This window comes from Thermophilibacter sp. ZX-H3 (assembly GCF_052599055.1).
Genome location: NZ_JBQXES010000015.1, coordinates 21,406 through 39,320 on the forward strand (window position 1 = coordinate 21,406; position 17,915 = coordinate 39,320).

The 17,915-nt window shown below is 69.3% G+C and carries 12 protein-coding genes and 1 tRNA gene; 12 read left to right on the forward strand and 1 reads right to left on the reverse strand.

All coding sequences use genetic code 11. The features are described 5' to 3' along the window. The first annotated feature begins 176 nt into the window (after positions 1–176). From leuS to rpoD, 9 genes are all read left to right on the forward strand, one after another. The gene (gene leuS, locus ACULPM_RS07435) at positions 177–2,738 is read left to right on the forward strand and encodes a leucine--tRNA ligase (RefSeq protein ID WP_445331014.1); all 2,562 of its coding nucleotides are present in this window, start codon (positions 177–179) and stop codon (positions 2,736–2,738) included. Between the two features lie 354 nt (positions 2,739–3,092). Continuing rightward, the gene (rimP, locus tag ACULPM_RS07440) at positions 3,093–3,599 is read left to right on the forward strand and encodes a ribosome maturation factor RimP (protein ID WP_167929285.1); all 507 of its coding nucleotides are present in this window, start codon (positions 3,093–3,095) and stop codon (positions 3,597–3,599) included. Between the two features lie 10 nt (positions 3,600–3,609). Beyond that, positions 3,610–4,854: a transcription termination factor NusA gene (gene nusA, locus ACULPM_RS07445; RefSeq protein WP_167929286.1), complete on the forward strand. Its 1,245-nt coding sequence runs from the start codon at positions 3,610–3,612 to the stop codon at positions 4,852–4,854. 58 nt (positions 4,855–4,912) lie between these two features. After that, positions 4,913–7,543, forward strand: a complete 2,631-nt coding sequence (gene infB, locus ACULPM_RS07450) for a translation initiation factor IF-2 (protein WP_445332328.1) — start codon at positions 4,913–4,915, stop codon at positions 7,541–7,543. Between the two features lie 51 nt (positions 7,544–7,594). Next, positions 7,595–8,026, forward strand: a complete 432-nt coding sequence (gene rbfA / locus ACULPM_RS07455; RefSeq protein ID WP_445331012.1) for a 30S ribosome-binding factor RbfA — start codon at positions 7,595–7,597, stop codon at positions 8,024–8,026. Between the two features lie 9 nt (positions 8,027–8,035). Then, positions 8,036–9,082, forward strand: a complete 1,047-nt coding sequence (locus ACULPM_RS07460; protein ID WP_445331011.1) for a DHH family phosphoesterase — start codon at positions 8,036–8,038, stop codon at positions 9,080–9,082. Positions 9,083–9,084: 2 nt separating this feature from the next. Further along, on the forward strand, positions 9,085–11,226 hold the full coding sequence (gene truB, locus ACULPM_RS07465) for a tRNA pseudouridine(55) synthase TruB (RefSeq protein ID WP_445331010.1): 2,142 nt from the start codon (positions 9,085–9,087) through the stop codon (positions 11,224–11,226). Then, positions 11,223–13,184: a DNA primase gene (dnaG, locus tag ACULPM_RS07470; RefSeq protein WP_445332329.1), complete on the forward strand. Its 1,962-nt coding sequence runs from the start codon at positions 11,223–11,225 to the stop codon at positions 13,182–13,184. The genes truB and dnaG overlap by 4 nt, the downstream gene beginning before the upstream one ends. Positions 13,185–13,228: 44 nt before the next feature. Next, complete coding sequence (gene rpoD, locus ACULPM_RS07475) at positions 13,229–14,584, forward strand: RNA polymerase sigma factor RpoD (protein WP_167929291.1); 1,356 nt, start codon at positions 13,229–13,231, stop codon at positions 14,582–14,584. 480 nt (positions 14,585–15,064) lie between these two features. On the opposite strand, the gene ACULPM_RS07480 is transcribed toward rpoD, so the two are convergent. Next, a tRNA-Asn gene (locus ACULPM_RS07480) sits at positions 15,065–15,139 on the reverse strand. Positions 15,140–15,582: 443 nt separating this feature from the next. On the opposite strand from ACULPM_RS07480, the gene ACULPM_RS07485 reads away from it, so the two are divergent. The 3 genes from ACULPM_RS07485 (at position 15,583) to pyrR (ending at position 17,900) form a co-directional block, all read left to right on the forward strand. Beyond that, positions 15,583–16,407 carry an ABC transporter permease gene (locus ACULPM_RS07485; protein WP_445331009.1) on the forward strand — a complete coding sequence of 275 codons (825 nt, stop codon included), beginning with the start codon at positions 15,583–15,585 and terminating at the stop codon, positions 16,405–16,407. A gap of 12 nt (positions 16,408–16,419) precedes the next feature. Continuing rightward, on the forward strand, positions 16,420–17,175 hold the full coding sequence (locus ACULPM_RS07490; protein WP_445331008.1) for an ABC transporter ATP-binding protein: 756 nt from the start codon (positions 16,420–16,422) through the stop codon (positions 17,173–17,175). Positions 17,176–17,348: 173 nt separating this feature from the next. Continuing rightward, a complete protein-coding gene (gene pyrR, locus ACULPM_RS07495) occupies positions 17,349–17,900 on the forward strand; it encodes a bifunctional pyr operon transcriptional regulator/uracil phosphoribosyltransferase PyrR (RefSeq protein WP_445331007.1) in 552 nt (183 codons plus the stop codon). Positions 17,901–17,915: the final 15 nt, after the last annotated feature.

The following is a 17,915-nucleotide window of genomic DNA, read 5'->3' on the forward strand; positions in this document are numbered from 1 at the left end:
CGGAACTTCTCTCCGAGACGTCCGGGAGGCCTTTCGTTGCTGGAACTTCCTCACGGCGGTCGGACGTTCCGTAGTGAGGTTTCGCGCAGCGCACTTCTCGGAGGAACACCCCGGCGGCCCTTTGAGTTGCTGCTACAATGGCACGGTTGACCATCACGCACGAAGGAGTCACGCAGATGAGCGACGCCGAGAAGAACTTCGAGGTCCCGGCCTACGACGCCGAGGAGATCGAGACCCGCTGGCAGGCCGAGTGGGACGCCGAGGAGCTCTACAAGACCGAGGAGAGCCCCGAGAAGCCCAAGAAGTACGTGCTGGAGATGTTCCCGTACCCCTCGGGCGACCTGCACATGGGCCACGCGCGCAACTACACGATCGGCGACGCCATGGCGCGCCAGGCGCGTATGCGCGGCTTCGACGTGCTGCACCCGATGGGCTACGACGCCTTTGGCCTGCCCGCCGAGAACGCCGCCATCAAGCACAACACGCAGGCGAGCGTCTGGACGCACCAGAACATCGCGCAGGCCACCAAGACCATGCGCCGCATGGGCTTCTCCTACGACTACGACCGCATGTTCAACACCTGCGACCCCGAGTACTACAAGTGGGGCCAGTGGATCTTCCTCAAGATGTGGGAGAAGGGCCTCGTCTACCGCGACAACTCGCCGGTGAACTGGTGCCCCGGCTGCCAGACGGTGCTTGCCAACGAGCAGGTCGTCGACGGCAAGTGCTGGCGCTGCGGCTCGGTGCCCGAGAAGCGCGCTCTCTCCCAGTGGTACTTCAAGATCACCGACTACGCCCAGGAGCTGCTCGATGACCTGGGGAAGCTCGAGGGCAAGTGGCCCGAGCGCGTCCGCGCGATGCAGGCCAACTGGATCGGCCGCTCCGAGGGCGCCGAGATCGACTTCACGCTGGCCGATAAGGACGGCGTGACGCCCACCGACACCAAGATCACCGTCTTCACCACGCGCCCGGACACGCTCTTTGGCGTGAGCTTCTTCCTGCTGCCGCCCGAGAGCCCGCTCGCCGCGGAGCTCGTGGCCGGCACCGAGCACGAGGCCGCCTTCCTCGAGCTCAAGGCCGCCGCGGAGAAGGTCTCCTCGGTCGACCGCCAGGGCTCCGAGCGCGAGAAGCACGGCGTCTTCACCGGCCGCTACGTCATCAACCCGGTGAACGGCCGCCCGGCCCCGATCTGGGTCGCCGACTACGTCCTCATGGACTACGGCACCGGCGCCGTCATGGGCGTGCCCTGCGGCGACCAGCGCGACTTCGACTTCGCCAAGAAGTACGGCCTCGAGATCGCCCCGATCATCTGCGAGAAGGACGACCCGCTGTACGAGCAGCTCAAGGACGAGCGCGAGCTCGTGGTGACCTCCGTCGACTGGGACCACGCGATGGAGGCAGAGGGCTACCTCGTGCAGTCCGGCCAGTTCACCGGCATGAAGGGCGGCAAGCACTCCGAGGCCGTGGACGCCATCATCGACTGGCTTGGGCAGCAGGGCCTCGGACGTAAGACCGTTCAGTTCCGCCTGCGCGACTGGCTCATCTCCCGCCAGCGCTACTGGGGCAACCCGATCCCGATGATCCACTGTGACGACTGCGGCGACGTGCCGGTGCCCTACGAGGACCTGCCCGTCACGCTGCCTGACGCGCTCGACCTCGGCGCCGGCGAGACGCTCGCCGCCTACGCGCCGTTCTACGAGACCACGTGCCCCAAGTGCGGCAAGCCCGCCAAGCGCATCACCGACACCATGGACACCTTCACGTGCTCCAGCTGGTACTACCTGCGCTACTGCGACCCGCACAACGAGGAGCTGCCCTTCTCGCGCGAGTCCGTGGACCGCTGGATGCCGGTGGACAACTACATCGGCGGCATCGAGCACGCCATCCTGCACCTGCTCTACAGCCGCTTCTTCACCAAGGTCCTGCGCGACCTCGGCATGATCGGCATCGACGAGCCCTTCGAGAACCTGCTCTGCCAGGGCATGGTCAAGGACGCCAACGGCGACACCATGTCCAAGTCCAAGGGCAACGTCGTGCCGCCGTCCTCGGTCATCGAGCCCTACGGCGCGGACACCATGCGCCTGGCCATCCTCTTCATCGCCCCGCCCGAGAAGGACTTCAACTGGGACGAGGAGGCCGTCGCCGGCGCCAACCGCTTCATCAAGCGCGCGTGGCGCGTGGTCTGGCTGCTTAGCCAGGGCGCGGCCGCCGGCGCCGTGAGCGCGGGCACCCTCGACGCGGCGGGCAAGGAGCTCTGGCGCACGCTCAACGGCATGGGCATCAAGTGCACCACCGACTTCGACCGAGGCCAGTTCAACACCGCCATCTCCGCCGTCATGGAGATCACCAACGCGGCGTCCAAGTACGTGAACGACGTGGCGCCCGAGCAGCGCGACCCGGCGCTCAGCTTTGCCGTGGCGCACGCGATCGTGACGATGCTCGCGCCGATCTGCCCGCACTGGGCCGAGGAGCTCTGGCACAAGGCGCTGGCCCAGGAGGGCTCGGTCTACAACGCCGCCTGGCCCGAGTTCGACGCCGAGGCCGCCAAGGCCGACGAGGTGGAGATCGCGGTCCAGATCAAGGGCAAGGTCCGCGGCCGCGTGACCGTCGCCGCCGACGCCTCCGACGACGAGGTCGCCGAGGCCGCAAAGGCCGCCGTGGCCGAGCAGCTTGCCGGCAAGGACATCAAGAAGGTCATCGTCATCAAGGGCCGCCTGGTCAACATCGTGGCGGTGTAGGCCCTCACGTGTGGGGCGGGCCCCTCCGTCCTGTCCGCGAGAAGTGCGCTGCGCGGAACTTCTCGCGGACAGGACGGAGGGGCCCGCGCGTCTCGGCTTGCACGCGCTGCCGCCAGGGAAGTGCGCTGCGCGGAACTTCTCGCGGACAGGACGGAGGGGTCCGCGCGTCTCGGCCTGCACGCGCTGCCGCCAGGGGATGCCGCCCGCCGATGACCGATGTGGGGTTCTCGTGGAGCCGCGGTTGACGCAAGGCGAGAAACACCGTAGACTAGCAGCGTATTCGAAGCTGTAACCGTAGGAAGTGGGGTGGATCTTCTCGCCCCGCTTCCTTTCTGTATGAAGACGGGAGGGGCGATGCCCAAGCAAGGTCTCGAGCAGACGATCATCGACGCGCTGGAGCCCACGGCCGCCGAGCGCGGCATCGACGTCGTCGACGTCGAGGTCGTCGGCGCGAGCAAGGCGCCGTGCGTGCGCGTCCGGATCGACCACGCGGACGAGTCCGCGCCCACCATCACGCTCGACGAGGTGACGGAGGAGACCGAGTGGATCTCGGCCGCGCTCGACGAGCTCGACCCCATTCCGTCGAGCTTCACGCTCGAGGTCTCGAGCCCCGGCATGGCGCGCCCGCTTCGCAAGCCGCGCGACTTCGCGCGCTTCGCCGGCCAGACGGTGGCGGCGAGCCTCGTCCCGGGCGAGGGGAGGCGCCGCTACACCGGCACCCTCCTCGGCATCGAGGGGGAGACGGTGGCCCTCGAGGTCGACGGCGAGCGCGTGGAGCTCGCGCTCGGCGATATCAGGAAGTGCACGATCAAGCCCGACTTCGGCGAGGCCGACGCCTCCGCCCCGGGCAGGAGGAAGTAAGGAGAAACCCATGGCCTCTCAGATGATGGAAGCCCTCGAGCTGCTCTGCCAGGAGCGTCACATCGACCAGCTCTACCTGCTCGACCGCCTCGAGCAGTCGCTCGCGAAGAGCTACGCGGACGTCCTGCACCTGCCCTTCGGCGCCCGTGTCACGATTGACCGCCAGACTGGCAAGGTCTACGTCTACGAGCTCGTCCCCAAGGGCGAGGAGGACCCGGAGACCGGCGAGTACACCGAGTTCGACGAGGTCGACGTGACCCCCGCCGACACGAGCCGCATCGCCGCCCAGCACGCCAAGGCCGAGATCAAGGCCATCGTGCGCAACGCCGCGCGCGTCCAGATCTACGAGGAGTTCTCGCAGCGCGTGGGCGACATCATCACCGGAACGGTCCTGCAGACCACCTCGGACTTCACGATCATCAAGATCCGCGAGGGCGTCGAGGCGGAGCTGCCGCACTTCGACCAGCGCCGCTTCCCCGAGGAGCGCAACGAGCGCCCCGCAGGCGAGCGCTACGCCCACAACCAGCGCATCCGCGCGATCATCATCGACGTGCGCGACCCCAACTCCACGCAGCCCGTGGTCCGCGGCGAGCGCCAGCGCCCGCCCATCGTGGTCTCCCGCACCCACCCGGACCTGCTTCGCCGCCTCTTCGAGCTCGAGGTGCCCGAGGTCTACGACGGCGTCGTCGAGGTCAGGAGCATCGCCCGCGAGCCCGGCGTGCGCTCCAAGGTGGCCGTCTCGTCAAACGACCCGCGCCTCGACCCGGTGGGCGCCTGCGTCGGCCCCAAGGGCAGCCGCGTGCGCACCGTGGTCTCCGAGCTTCGCGGCGAGCGCGTCGACGTGGTCCTCTGGAGCGACGACCCCGCCCGCCGCGTGGCCTCCGCGCTCTCGCCGGCGCGCGTCTCCCGCGTGATCATCGACGAGGAGACCGACTACGCGACCGTCATCGTCCCCGACGACCAGCTCTCGCTCGCCATCGGCAAGGAGGGCCAGAACGCCCGCCTCGCCGCGCGCCTCACGGGCATGCACATCGACATCAAGAACGAGTCCCTCGCCGCCGGCGTCCTGCGCGACCTGCCGCATGCCGTCGCGGAGGACGACCTGCTCGACGACGGCGAGTCGCACCGCTGCGAGTTCGTCGGCGCCAACGGCGTCCAGTGCCGCAACATGGCCCGTCCGGGCTCGCGCTTCTGCGGCATCCACGAGGCGATCGCCAGCGCCGAGGTCAGCTCCGACCCCGACTCGCTCATCTAGGGCGCCCGCTACGAATTGACAGACGGGCGCGTGCCCGAAGGTTTGGAAGGTAGGTCACATGGCAAAGACGCGCGTACATGACCTCGCGAAGGAATACGGGATGTCGAGCAAGGAGATGCTCGGACACCTCGCCGACATGAAGATACCGGCCAAGTCGGCCTCCTCGACGCTCGAGGACGCCTACGTCTCCATCGTGCGCAAGAAGCTCAAGCCCATCCTCGAGGCCCGCGCCGCGGAGATCGAGGCGGCCAAGCGCGCCGAGGAGGAGGCCAAGGCCGAGGAGGCCCGCATCGCCGCCGAGCAGGCCGAGGCGGAGCGCATCGCCGCCGAGGAGCGCCGCGAGCGCGAGCGCGCCGAGGAGGAGCGCCGCCGCGCCGCCGCCGAGGCGGAGCGCAAGGCCAAGGAGGCCGCCAAGGCCGAGGCCGAGCGCAAGGCCCGCGAGGAGGCCGAGAAGAACCGCGTGCGCGACAACGCGCCGAAGTCCGTCCCGTCCTTCTCGTCCCTGCTCGACCAGATCGCGCAGCAGGAGCAGGTCCTGAAGCAGCAGGCCGAGGAGGCCGCGCAGAAGAAGGCCGCCGAGAAGGGCGGGCGCGCCCGCCGCGCCGACGGCTCCCGGCCGGCCGGGCGGCGCGGCTCCGGCCCCGCCCCCGCGGCGCAGCCCGGCCCGAGCGCCCCGGCGTCAGACGACGGACGTCGTCGCGGCAAGAAGGGCCGTCGCGGCGGGGAGGGCGGCGAGGACCGCTACAGCCGCATGGCGCGCGAGGCCGAGGCCTACAACCGCAGCCGCGTCCTCGAGGAGGCCCGCGTGGCCGTCGAGGAGGCGTCGCGCGAGTCCACCGGGCGGCGCAAGCGCCGCAAGGAGCGCCGCCAGAAGCAGGCCGAGCAGGCCGCCGAGCAGCACCGCATCGAGGAGGCCATCGCCAACGACCAGGACCTCTCGCAGCTCGACACCGTGAGGGTCCCGCAGGGCTCCACCGTGGGCGAGCTCGCCGAGCTCCTCGGCGTGCCGGCCAACGACATCATCAAGCGCCTCTTCCTGCTGGGCACCCCGCTCACGCTCACCGAGTCCATGTCCGACGAGCTCATCGAGCTCGTGGCCGACGACCTTGGCCGCGACGTCAAGGTCATGACCAAGGAGGAGGAGAACTCCTTCACGTTCTACGACGACCCCGCCGACCTCAAGCCGCGCCCGCCCGTGGTTACGGTCATGGGCCACGTCGACCACGGCAAGACGTCGCTGCTCGACGCCATCCGCCACACGGGCGTGGCCGAGGGCGAGGCCGGCGGCATCACGCAGGCCATCGGCGCCTCGCAGGTCAAGATCAACGGCCGCACGATCACCTTCATCGACACGCCGGGCCACGAGACCTTCACGGCCATGCGCGCCCGCGGCGCCAAGGTGACCGACATCGTCATCCTGATCGTCGCCGCCGACGACGGCGTCATGCCGCAGACCGTCGAGTCGATCAACCACGCCAAGGCCGCGGGCGTCCCCATCATCGTGGCCGTCAACAAGATCGACAAGCCCGGCGCCAACCCCGACAAGGTGCGCCAGGAGCTCACCGAGTACGGCGTCATCCCCGAGGAGTGGGGCGGGCAGAACATGTTCGTCAACATCTCCGCCAAGCAGAAGATCGGCATCGACGAGCTGCTCGAGACCGTCATCCTCCAGGCCGACGTCCTCGAGCTCAAGGCCAACCCGGACACCTTCGCCTCCGGCAACGTCCTCGAGGCCAAGCTCGACCGCGGCCGCGGCTCCGTGGCCACGGTCCTCGTGACGCGCGGCACCCTGCACATCGGCGACGCGCTCGTGGCGGGCATGGCCTACGGCCGCGTCCGCGCCATGCTCGACCCCAAGGGCAACTCCGTCACCGAGGCGGGCCCCTCCGACGCCGTCGAGATCCTCGGCCTCCAGAGCGTTCCGATGGCCGGCGACGAGTTCCGCGTCTTCCAGGACGACCGCGACGCCCGCGACCTCGCCGACCAGCGCGCCCTCAAGGCCCGCATCGAGGAGCAGAACCGCGTCAAGCACGTCACGCTCGAGAACCTCTTCGACACCATGGCCGACGCCGAGGTCAAGGAGCTCAACCTCATCATCAAGGCGGACGTCCAGGGCTCGATCGAGGCGCTCCAGGACTCGCTCGACAAGATGGACCAATCCGAGGTCCGCATCAACACGATCCACTCCGCCGTCGGTGCCATCACGGAGACCGACGTCGTCCTCGCGGACGCCTCCAACGCCATCATCATCGGCTTCGGCGTGCGCCCGGAGGCGAAGGCCCGCGCGGCCGCGGAGCGCGACGGCGTGGAGATCCGCACCTACAGCGTCATCTACAAGGCCATCGAGGACATCGACGCCGCCCGCATCGGCATGCTCAAGCCCACCGAGGTCGAGGTCCAGACCGGCACCGCCGAGGTCCGCGACACCTTCAAGGTGCCCAAGGTCGGCATCGCCGCGGGCTGCATGGTCCAGGACGGCGAGATCTCCCGCGACGACCAGGTCAGGCTCGTCCGCGACGGCATCGTCGTCTACGACGGCAAGATCGCGTCGCTGCGCCGCTACAAGGACGACGTCAAGAGCGTGAAGGCCGGCTTCGAGTGCGGCATCGGCCTGGAGAACTTCCAGGACGTCAATCCCGGCGACATCATCGAGGGCTACCGTAGCGACCAGGTCGCGCGCACCGAGTAGTCACGGACGGGGCGGGGCCGCGCGGCCCCGCCCCGCTTGGGGGCATAACCAATGAAGCAGAACCAGTACTCGAGAAGGACCAACGCGCTCGCGAGGGAGAAGCTCGCGAGCATCCTGCTCTTCGAGGTGTCCGACCCCGACCTCGCGCTCGTGACCGTCACGGGCGTCGAGGTGTCGGTCGACAAGTCGCTCCTGCGGGCGTTCGTGAGCTGCGACGCCGATCGCTACGACGAGGTCACCGCCGCGCTCGCGCGCGCCAAGGGCCGCATCCGCTCGCTGCTGGGCCGCTCGCTCGGCTGGCGCGTGACCCCGGAGCTCGACTTCCGCATCGACACCACGACCGACGAGGCCGAGCGCATCGCGCGCGCTCTCGAGGACGTGCCGCCCACCATCGGCGTCGAGAAGGACGAGTTCGGCTATCCGATCGCCGGCGAGCCCGCGGGCGCGGGCGAGCCGACTGGCGAGAAGAGCGACGGGGAATAGGGGGTCCGCATGCTGGGGGGATCCATGCCCGCCGAACAGGCCGCGCAGTTCGACGCGATTGCCCGCCTGATCGAGGGGGCGCGCACGGTCGTCGTCTGCGCGCACACCTCGCCTGACGGCGACGCGCTCGGCTCGGGCCTCGCCCTGGCCGAGATCATCGAGCGCACCTGGCCGGGCCGCGAGGTCACGAGCCTGCTCGCAGACGACGACGTCGTCCCGCGCACCTACGAGTTCCTCCCGGGCGCCGACGGCTTCGTGCGCGCCTGCGCCTACGAGGGCTCGCCCGACCTCTTCGTCTGCGTGGACCTCTCGCAGCCGGGCCGGCTCGCCGACGCCCGCGCCGTGCTCGAGCGCTCGGCCCGCGTGGCGGTGCTCGACCACCATCCCGGGGGAGAGCCGAGCTGGGACGCCGGGGTCGTGCGCACGGACGCCGCGGCCGCCGGCATCATCGTCGCCGAGTTCGCGCGTCACGTGGGCTGCGAGCTCACGCCCACGATCGCGCAGAACCTGCTCTGCGCCCTCATGACGGACACGGGCTGCTTCCAGTACCAGAACGCCAACGGCGAGGCGTTCTGCGTCGCGAGCTCGCTCGTCGAGGCCGGCGCCTCGCCGTCCGAGGTGTCGCTCCACGTCTACCAGAGCGACCGGCTCGCCTACATTCACCTCTCCGCCACCGTGATGAGCCGCATCACCACCTTCGAGCAGGGCAAGATCGCCTACAGCTACGCCACGTCTGCCGACTTCGCCGCGACGGGCGTGCCCGTCGCTGAGTGCGACGGCCTCGTCGACCTCGTCCGCCGCGTCGACGGCTGCGAGGTGGCCCTCTTCCTGAAGGAGGTCCCCGGCGGAAAGGTCCGCGGCAACCTGCGCGCCAAGTCCGACCGCGACATCTCCTCGATCGCCCGCGAGATGGGCGGCGGCGGGCACCCCGCCGCGGCGGGCTTCACCGTGGACGGCGACATCGACGAGGCGCTCGCCGTCGTCCTGCCCAAGCTCCGCGCCCTGTACGCATGTGCAAAAGGGACAGGCACTTTTGCACGCTCCGCGGAGAGCTGACGTTGGCCCGCCGTCCGAGCGCGTTCTCGGCGCTCATCGCCATAGACAAGCCCGCCGGCATGACGAGCCACGACGTCGTCTCCCGCGTCCGCCGCGCGGTGGGCGAGAAGCGCGTGGGCCACGCCGGCACGCTCGACCCGGCCGCCACGGGCGTCCTCGTGGTGGGGATCGGCCAGGCGACGAAGCTCCTTGGGCTGCTCACGCTCGACCGCAAGGGCTACGACGCCACGTTCCAGCTCGGCGCCGAGACCACGACCGACGACGCCGAGGGCGAGGCCACACGCACGGCCCCGGTGCCGGACGAGCTTCTCGACTACATGCGCGCCAAGGCCGAGGTCCTGAGCCTCAGGGGCGAGCAGGACCAGGTGCCCCCGTCCTTCTCGGCCGTGTCCGTGGGAGGGCGACGCGCCTACGACGCCGCCCGGGCGGGGGAGGAGCTCGAGCTTTCCGCCCGGCGCATCCGCGTCTATGACGCGCGCCTCCTCTCCGTGGACGCCGAGGCCGGGAGCTGGGAGCTCTCGCTCGACGTGTCCAAGGGCACCTACGTGCGCAGCCTCGCTCGCGACCTTGGCCGCCGCCTCGGGTGCTGCGCGCACGTCTCGGCGCTTCGGCGCACCTTCTCCGGGCCCGTGGCGCTCGCCGACTGCATGACGCTCGAGGAGCTCGAGGCCCGTGGCGTGGGGCTCGTCCACGAGCGCTGCCTCGACCCCGTTCGCGTCCTCGGCCTTCCCGAGCGCGCCCTTGGGCTCGACGAGGTCGTCGACGTCATGAACGGCCGCAGGATCGGGCTCGGGTCCGTCCGGGATGGCGGCGACCTCCGCGTGCCCGCCCCCGGCGAGCGCGTTGCCCTCACCCTGGGCGGCGGGCTGGCGGGCATCTGGCGCCGCGACGGCCGCCATCTCGTCTGCGATACAAACTTCCCGCAGGCCGTCGAGGGCGTGCGCGGGCCGGTCGACGTCCGCTCGCTGGGCCCCGAGTCGCCGCTTGGCCCCCGCGACGTTCGCGAGCTCGTGCGGGCCTCCGTTCCCGCGGGCCGCGCGTTTCGCGGCGGCTTTGGCATGCGTCTGCTCGAGGGCTCCGTCGAGTGCGTGCTCGACGTTCCCTACTGCGAGCCGTTCTTCGCCGCCGTCGACGAGAACGGCGCCCGGGTCGATGACCCGCTCTGTTCCGAGAAGGCCGCGCTTGGCGAGGACCGCCGCTTCGTCTGCGCGGTCGGCGCCTTCGACGGCCTGCACCGCGGGCACCGCGCCCTTCTGCGCCGGGCCCGCGCGGAGGCCGACCGCCGCGGCTGCCGCCTGGCCGTCGTGACCTTCTCGCCCGATCCCGCGCGCGTGCTCTCGCCGGACGCCGCCCCCGATGACCTGCTCTCCGTTGACGACCGAGAGCATGCGCTCATAGACTCCGGAGCCGACGCGCTCCTCGTGTTCTCGTTCACGCCCGAGCTTGCGGCCGTGCCCTACGAGCGCTTCGTGCGCGAGGGGCTCGGCCCTTTGCTCGACGTGCGCGCCATCGTGGTCGGCGAGGACTTCCGACTGGGCGTCCGTGGCGCGGGCACCGTGGACGCCCTGCGCGAGCTTGGCAGGACCGACGGCTTTGACGTCATCGGCGTCGAGCTCTCCCGCGAGGGCGACGAGCCCATCACCTCCACGCGCATCCGCGGCCTCATCGAGCGGGGGAGCGTCGAGGAGGCGTCCGCCCTTCTCGGCCGCTGCCACTACGCCGCGGGCGAGGTCGAGCACGGGCGCGGCGAGGGCACGGGCTTCGGCTTCCCCACGGCGAACGTGCGCGTGAGCGAGGACGCCTGCCTTCCCGCGGAGGGGGTCTACGCCGGCTTCGTCGTCGTGGGCGACGGCCTCGGCACCGACCACGTGGGCGAGGTCGCCTACCCCTCCGCGATCAACGTGGGCAAGCCGAGGTCCTTCTCGCCGGGCGAGGAGGGCGAGGCCTTCCTCGAGGCGACGCTCCTTGGCTTTGAGGGGGACCTCTACGGGGAGCGCGTCCGCGTGGTCTTCGTGCGCTGGCTTCGCGAGCCGCGCGCCTTTGGCTCCGTGGAGGAGCTGGAGCGCGTGGTTCTGGGCAACGTCGACTGGGTGCGCAGGACCCTGGGCGAGCGGGGCGTCGAGCTCTCGGGGAGGTGCGCGTGATCACCGACGAGGACAAGGAGCGGGTCCGCCAGGCGACGGACTTCGTGCAGCTCGTGGCCGAGACCGTGGAGCTGCGCCAGCGCGGGCAGGAGTTCTGGGGCTGCTGCCCCTTCCACGGCGAGAAGAGCCCGTCCTTCAAGGTGAACCCGGCGACGGGCCTCTGGCACTGCTTCGGCTGCGGCGACGGCGGCGACGTCTTCTCCTACGTGCAGCGCCGCGAGAACCTCGACTTCCCCGACGCCATCCGCTACCTCGCGGACCGCGCCGGGATCGAGCTCGCCGAGGAGCGAGGCGGCCGGCGCGGCCCCAAGAAGACCCGCCTCATGGAGGCGCTCGGCGCGGCCGAGGAGTACTACCACACCATGCTCATGCGGGGGAGGGGCGCGGGCCCGGACGAGGCCAGGCGCTACTTCGCGGGCCGCGGCTTCGGCTCGGCCGTCTGCCGGCGCTGGGGGCTCGGCTTCGCCCCGGGCCGCGGGCAGCTCGTGGCGCAGCTGCGTGCCAAGGGCTTCACGCCCGCCGAGCTGATCGCGGCCGACCTCGCGCAGGAGCGCTCGGGACGCGTCATGGACCGCTTCTACGACCGTGTGATGTTCCCCATCCACGACGAGCAGGGGCGCACCATCGCCTTCGGCGGGCGCGTGATCGGGCCCAAGCGCGACAACGTGGCCAAGTACGTCAACACGCGCGACACGGCCGCCTTCAACAAGGGCAAGCACCTCTTCGCCTACGACCGGGCCAAGGAGACGATGGCGGCCACCGGCGAGGCCATCGTCTGCGAGGGCTACACCGACGTCATCGCCATGCACGAGGCCGGCTTCACCAACGCGGTGGCCGCGCTCGGCACGGCCTTCCGCCTGGACCACGTGCGGCTCATGGAGCGCCAGCGCGTGAGCAGGATCGTCTGCATGTTCGACGGGGACGCCGCGGGGCAGCGCGCCGCCGAGCGCGCGGTTCGCTACATCGACAAGACGTCGGCGGCGCTGCTGTGCGTGGTGCTGCCGGACAACCAGGACCCGATGGAGTTCCTCTCCGCCCACGGCGCCGACGCGCTGCGCCCCATCCTCGCCGGCGCCCGCCCGCTCATGGACTTCGTCTTCGAGAAGCGCCTGGCGGGCCTCGACCTCTCCGCCCCGGGGCTGCGCGTCCGCGCCCTCGCCGACATGGCCCAGCTCCTGGCGCCGCTCAAGCACTCCGTCCTTCTCGACGAGTACGCCACGCGGCTCGCGGACACCCTCGGCATGGACGTCTCCGAGACCAAGCGCGCGATCCGCGAGGCCAAGGTCGTGGAGGCCGAGGAGGACCGCGCCCCGGCGCGCGCGGCGAGAAGGACCTCCCGCCCTGTGTCTGCGGCCGCCCGACAGGCGCACCCCGAGGCGCCCCTCGCCGACGAGGCGGACTACGTGCCCGATGACTACGTGCCCTCCAACGCCTACGAGGACGCCCCGTCCCCGACGCCGGCCCGCCCCGCCGGCGGGGCGGGGTATCGCGCCCTCTCCGCCGACGACCGCATGCAGGTCGCGGCGGAGCGCGAGCTGCTCGGCGCCATGGCGCAGCGCCCGGACGCCCTCAGGCCCTACGCCGAGCGCATCGCCGGGCTCTCCTGGTCGGACGCCCGCCACGAGGCGATGGCGTGGGCGATCCTCTCCACGCCGGAGGGCACGACCCCGGCCGCGGCGGTCGCGGCGGCGAGCTCCGTCGTCCCCGAGGCCCCCTCGATCCTCTCGGGCGGGCGCGTTATGGGCGACGACGAGCTCTCGGACGCCGAGAAGCTCGACTTCATCGTGGACACCGCCGAGCTCTGCTCGTGCCGGAGGCGGATCCGCCAGATACGCGCGGCGCTCAGCTCCTCGTCGCGCCCCGACGAGGAGTCCCAGGCGCTCTTCCGCGAGGCGACCGAGCTTCAGCGCCGGGTGAACGAGTTGGTCAGGGCACTTTCCTCGGTATCGTCCGAGTAGGTTTCGGGTATAATCTCGAAGTTCATGCGTCGAAGGGGAGATACGTGGCAGGAAGCAAGAAGAAGTCAGACAGCAAGCTCTCCGAGGAGCTGACCCGCGTCCTCGACGAGCTCGCCGGCGGCGCCAAGGCGTCCGCGAGCGTCTCCGAGGACGACATCCAGCTCGCCATCAGGGACATCGACGTCGACTCGGAGGAGCTCTCCGACCTGTACGACGCGCTCCGCGCGAAGGGGGTCGAGATCACGAGCAACGAGTCCTCGAGCCAGGAGTTCTCCTCGGGGGACGACTCGGAGGACGACTTCGACGACGATGACGTCTCGAGCGACGAGTTCGACGACGAGGAGGGCGAGTCGGAGAGCGCGGCCGAGGCGAAGGCCGTCAAGGAGGCCCTGCGCTCCGTGCCCAAGGCCAAGACCGCCAAGCCCAAGCGCTCTTCTCGCGCCCGCGCCCGCCGTCAGGACACCTCCACGGTCATGCTCACCGGCGACCCGGTGCGCATGTACCTCAAGGAGATCGGCAAGGTCGACCTGCTCACGGCCTCCGAGGAGGTCCACCTCGCCATGAAGATCGAGGCGGGCACCGAGGCCACCGACAAGCTCGAGGCCGCCGAGGCGGGCGAGCTCGAGCTCACCCGCGCCGAGCAGCGCCGCCTCATGCGCATCGAGCAGGTGGGCCTCGACGCCAAGCAGCAGCTTATCTCCGCGAACCTGCGCCTCGTGGTCTCCATCGCCAAGCGCTACGTCGGCCGCGGCATGCTCTTCCTCGACCTCATCCAGGAGGGCAACCTCGGCCTCATCCGCGCCGTGGAGAAGTTCGACTACACCAAGGGCTTCAAGTTCTCCACCTATGCGACGTGGTGGATCCGCCAGGCCATCACCCGCGCCATCGCCGACCAGGCGCGCACCATCCGCATCCCGGTGCACATGGTCGAGACCATCAACAAGCTCATCCGCGTGCAGCGCCAGCTCCTGCAGGACCTCGGGCGCGACCCCACCCCCGAGGAGATCGGCGCCGAGATGGGCATGAGCCCGGACCGGGTGCGCGAGATCCAGAAGATCTCCCAGGAGCCCGTCTCCCTGGAGACCCCGATCGGCGAGGAGGAGGACTCCCAGCTCGGCGACTTCATCGAGGACTCCTCGGCCGTGGCGCCCCCTGAGGCCGCCTCCGACTCCATGCTGCGCGAGCAGCTCGACCAGGTCCTCGACGGCCTCGCCGACCGCGAGCGCAAGGTCATCAAGTTCCGCTTCGGCCTCGAGGACGGGCACCCCCGCACGCTCGAGGAGGTCGGGCGCGAGTTCGGCGTGACGCGCGAGCGCATCCGCCAGATCGAGTCCAAGACCCTCGCCAAGCTGCGCCACCCGAGCCGCTCCGGCCGTCTCAAGGACTACATGGAAGACTAGACCGTCCCTCTGGCCCTGCCCGCGGTCCCGCGCCCCTCACGGTGCGGGGCCGCTTCTCGTGCGGGGGCGAGAGCGCCGAGCATGCCCCCGTGCACGGTTTTTGCCCACTCGACCCCGATCCGTGCGCGGTGGCATGCTCAAGCACGTCTTGCGAGAAGAACGTGCGCCCCTCACGCCTCATCGAGCATGCCTCCACTCACGGAAGCCCCGTCGAGCCCGCAGCACGCGGTCCTTCTCGTCTCGCAAGCCATTTCGTGCACGGGGGCATGCTCGGGTCCGTCTGCCAACAAGAAGAACCCGCTCCCAAGCCCCGTCGAGCATGCCTCCATTCACACAGTCGTCGAGCATGCCCCCGCGCACGGAACCGGCCGTCTCAGGCCCGGAAACCGTGCGTCAAGGCATGCTCGAGGGACATCGTGGGTTTCGTCTGCGGATAACAAAAAAGGGACCGAAGCTCGAACTTCGGTCCCTCGCATCTCCTGGCTCCCCGGGTAGGATTCGAACCTACGACACGCTGATTAACAGTCAGCTGCGCTACCACTGCGCCACCGGGGAATGTGGTGTGCGCGTTCGCACAAGAGAAGAGTATACAGATTCCTCTGAGGCGCGCAAGGGAAAATCGCAGATTTCTTTTGGGACGGGGCTGGGGAGGGTGGCTCTTCTCGCCCGCGCCGGCGGACCTCCTTCACTGACGTTGTCGATATGTGGGTTGTGGCAGCCCTGCGGGTGAAGGCGTTGCTGAATCTGGGGTCGTGGCAGTATCTGGCCTGCCATGACCCCAGATTCAGCAACGGGGCGAGAAGAACGTCCAGCTGGCTCTTTCCTGCGGTTGCCACAACCCCAGAAGCGGCAACACAGCAGCTCCGAGAATTGCCATGACCCCCTTTTCTGCAGCGGCGACGGCAGGAGCCCTGCCCCCGGCCTCTGCCGTTTCTATGACTCCCGACGCCCTGTGTTAGGATTTCAACGCAACAGCCATCCGCATGCCGGGAGGAACCGTGAGCCACACCATAGAGGCGGCCGGCAGGGCCGCGCACGTCACCGGCGCGCTCGCCAAGGACCGCTTCATCCTTCAGCAGCTCGTGACCAAGGACTTCAAGCTGAGGTACCGCCGCTCGGTCCTCGGCGTCATCTGGAGCGTCCTCAACCCGCTGCTCATGATGATGATCATGAGCTTCGTCTTCTCGTACTTCCTGCGCGGCTCCAACGTGGAGAACTACCCGCTCTACCTCATCGTGGGCAACATCACGTTCTCGCTCATGAGCGAGGCCACCAACGGCGGCCTGACGTCCATCATCAGCGCGGCCCCGCTGCTCAAGAAGGTCAAGGTCGACCGCTGGGTGTTCCCGGTCCAGAAGGTCTTCTCCGCGATGATGAACTTCGGGTTCTCGCTCATCGCCGTCGTCGTGGTCATGCTGTTCTTCCAGGTCATGCCCACCTGGCACATCGTCTGGATGATCCCGGCGCTCTTCCTGCTCATGCTCTTCTGCATCGGCATCAGCCTGCTGATCGGCGCCGCCGCGGTCTTCTTCCGCGACATGATCCACCTCTGGAGCGTCGCCCTCACGGCCTGGACCTACCTCACGCCCATCTTCTGGGACCTCTCCCTGCTCACCAACGCCGGCGCCCCCCAGTTCGTGGTGTGGGTCGTCAAGGCGAACCCCATGTACAACTACCTCGAGATGATGCGCTGCGCCATCGTGTACCAGTCGAGCCCCACCACGACGGTGCTCCTGCTCGCGGCCTTCTGGGCGCTGCTCATGCTCGTCATCGGCTACCTCGTCTTCCGCAAGACCGAGCACAAGTTCATCCTCTTCATCTAGGGCGGTATCTCCATGGCTGACACCACCGGCTCCGAGTACGCGATCGAGGTCAACGACGTCTCGATGATCTTCAACATCGCGAGCGAGCAGCTCAACAACCTCAAGGAGTACTTCATCAAGATCATGAGGCACGAGCTCTTCTTCAAGGAGTTCCGCGCGCTCGACCACGTGAGCTTCAAGGTGCGCCGCGGCGAGGTCGTCGGCCTCGTGGGCACCAACGGCTCCGGCAAGTCCACGATGCTCAAGTGCATCGCCGGCGTGCTCGAGCCCTCCGAGGGCTCGATCGTCGTGCGCGGCAACATCGCCCCGCTCATCGAGCTCGGCGCGGGCTTCGACCCCGAGCTCACCGCCCGGGAGAACATCTACCTCAACGGGTCGCTGCTCGGCTACTCCCGCGAGTTCGTCGACGAGCACCTCCAGGACATCATCGACTTCGCCGAGCTCCATGACTTCATGGACATGCCGCTCAAGAACTACTCCTCCGGCATGGTGGCGCGCATCGCCTTCGCCATCGCCACGGTGACCGAGCCTGACGTCCTCATCGTCGACGAGACGCTCTCCGTCGGCGACGTCTTCTTCCAGGAGAAGTGCGAGGCGCGCATCAAGAGCTTCATCGACTCGGGCAACGTCACGGTGCTCTTCGTGTCCCACTCCATGAAGCAGGTGGAGCGCATCTGCGAGCGCGCGATTTGGATCGAGAAGGGCGTCCAGCGGATGGACGGCCCCGTCGATGAGGTCGTCGAGGCATACGAGCGGCAGTTCGGGTAGGGGCCCGCGCGGCCGCGTCCCGGCGCGCCCGAATGGTGTACACTGTGGGGGATTCTTTAAGCCGGTGCGAGACGCCAGCAAGGTCAGGTCCTCCCATGGGGACGCTCTCATAGCCTTATCTCGACGCTCGTGCCGGCATACGGCAGGGCGTCTTTTTGTGAGAAGGGAGTCCCATGGAACAGCCACAGCTCAAGGCCCAGATTATGGACGAGCAGGCCATGAGCCGCGCGCTCACCCGCATCGCCCACGAGATCATCGAGAAGAACGAGGGGGCCGAGGGCATCGCGCTCGTGGGCATCGTGCGCCGCGGCGCCGCGCTCGCGCCGCTGCTCGCCGACGAGATCGAGAAGATCGAGGGCACCCGCCCGCCCGTGGGCACGCTCGACGTGAGCTTCTACCGCGACGACGTCCGCCGCAAGATCGCGCCCGTGGAGTTTGGCACGGACATCCCCTTCGGCGTGGACGAGCGCGACATCATCCTCGTCGACGACGTCCTCTACACCGGCCGCACGATCCGCGCCGCGCTCGACGCGCTCATCGACCTCGGCCGCCCGAGGACCGTCCAGCTGGCCGTCATGATCGACCGCGGGCACCGCGAGCTTCCCATCCGCGCCGACTACGTGGGCAAGAACGTCCCCTCCTCGCACGAGGAGGACGTCCGCGTGACCATCGCCCCGTACGACGAGACCAACTCGGTCTCCATCTGGACCAAGCCCACCGAGTAGCACAGGAGGTGCCAA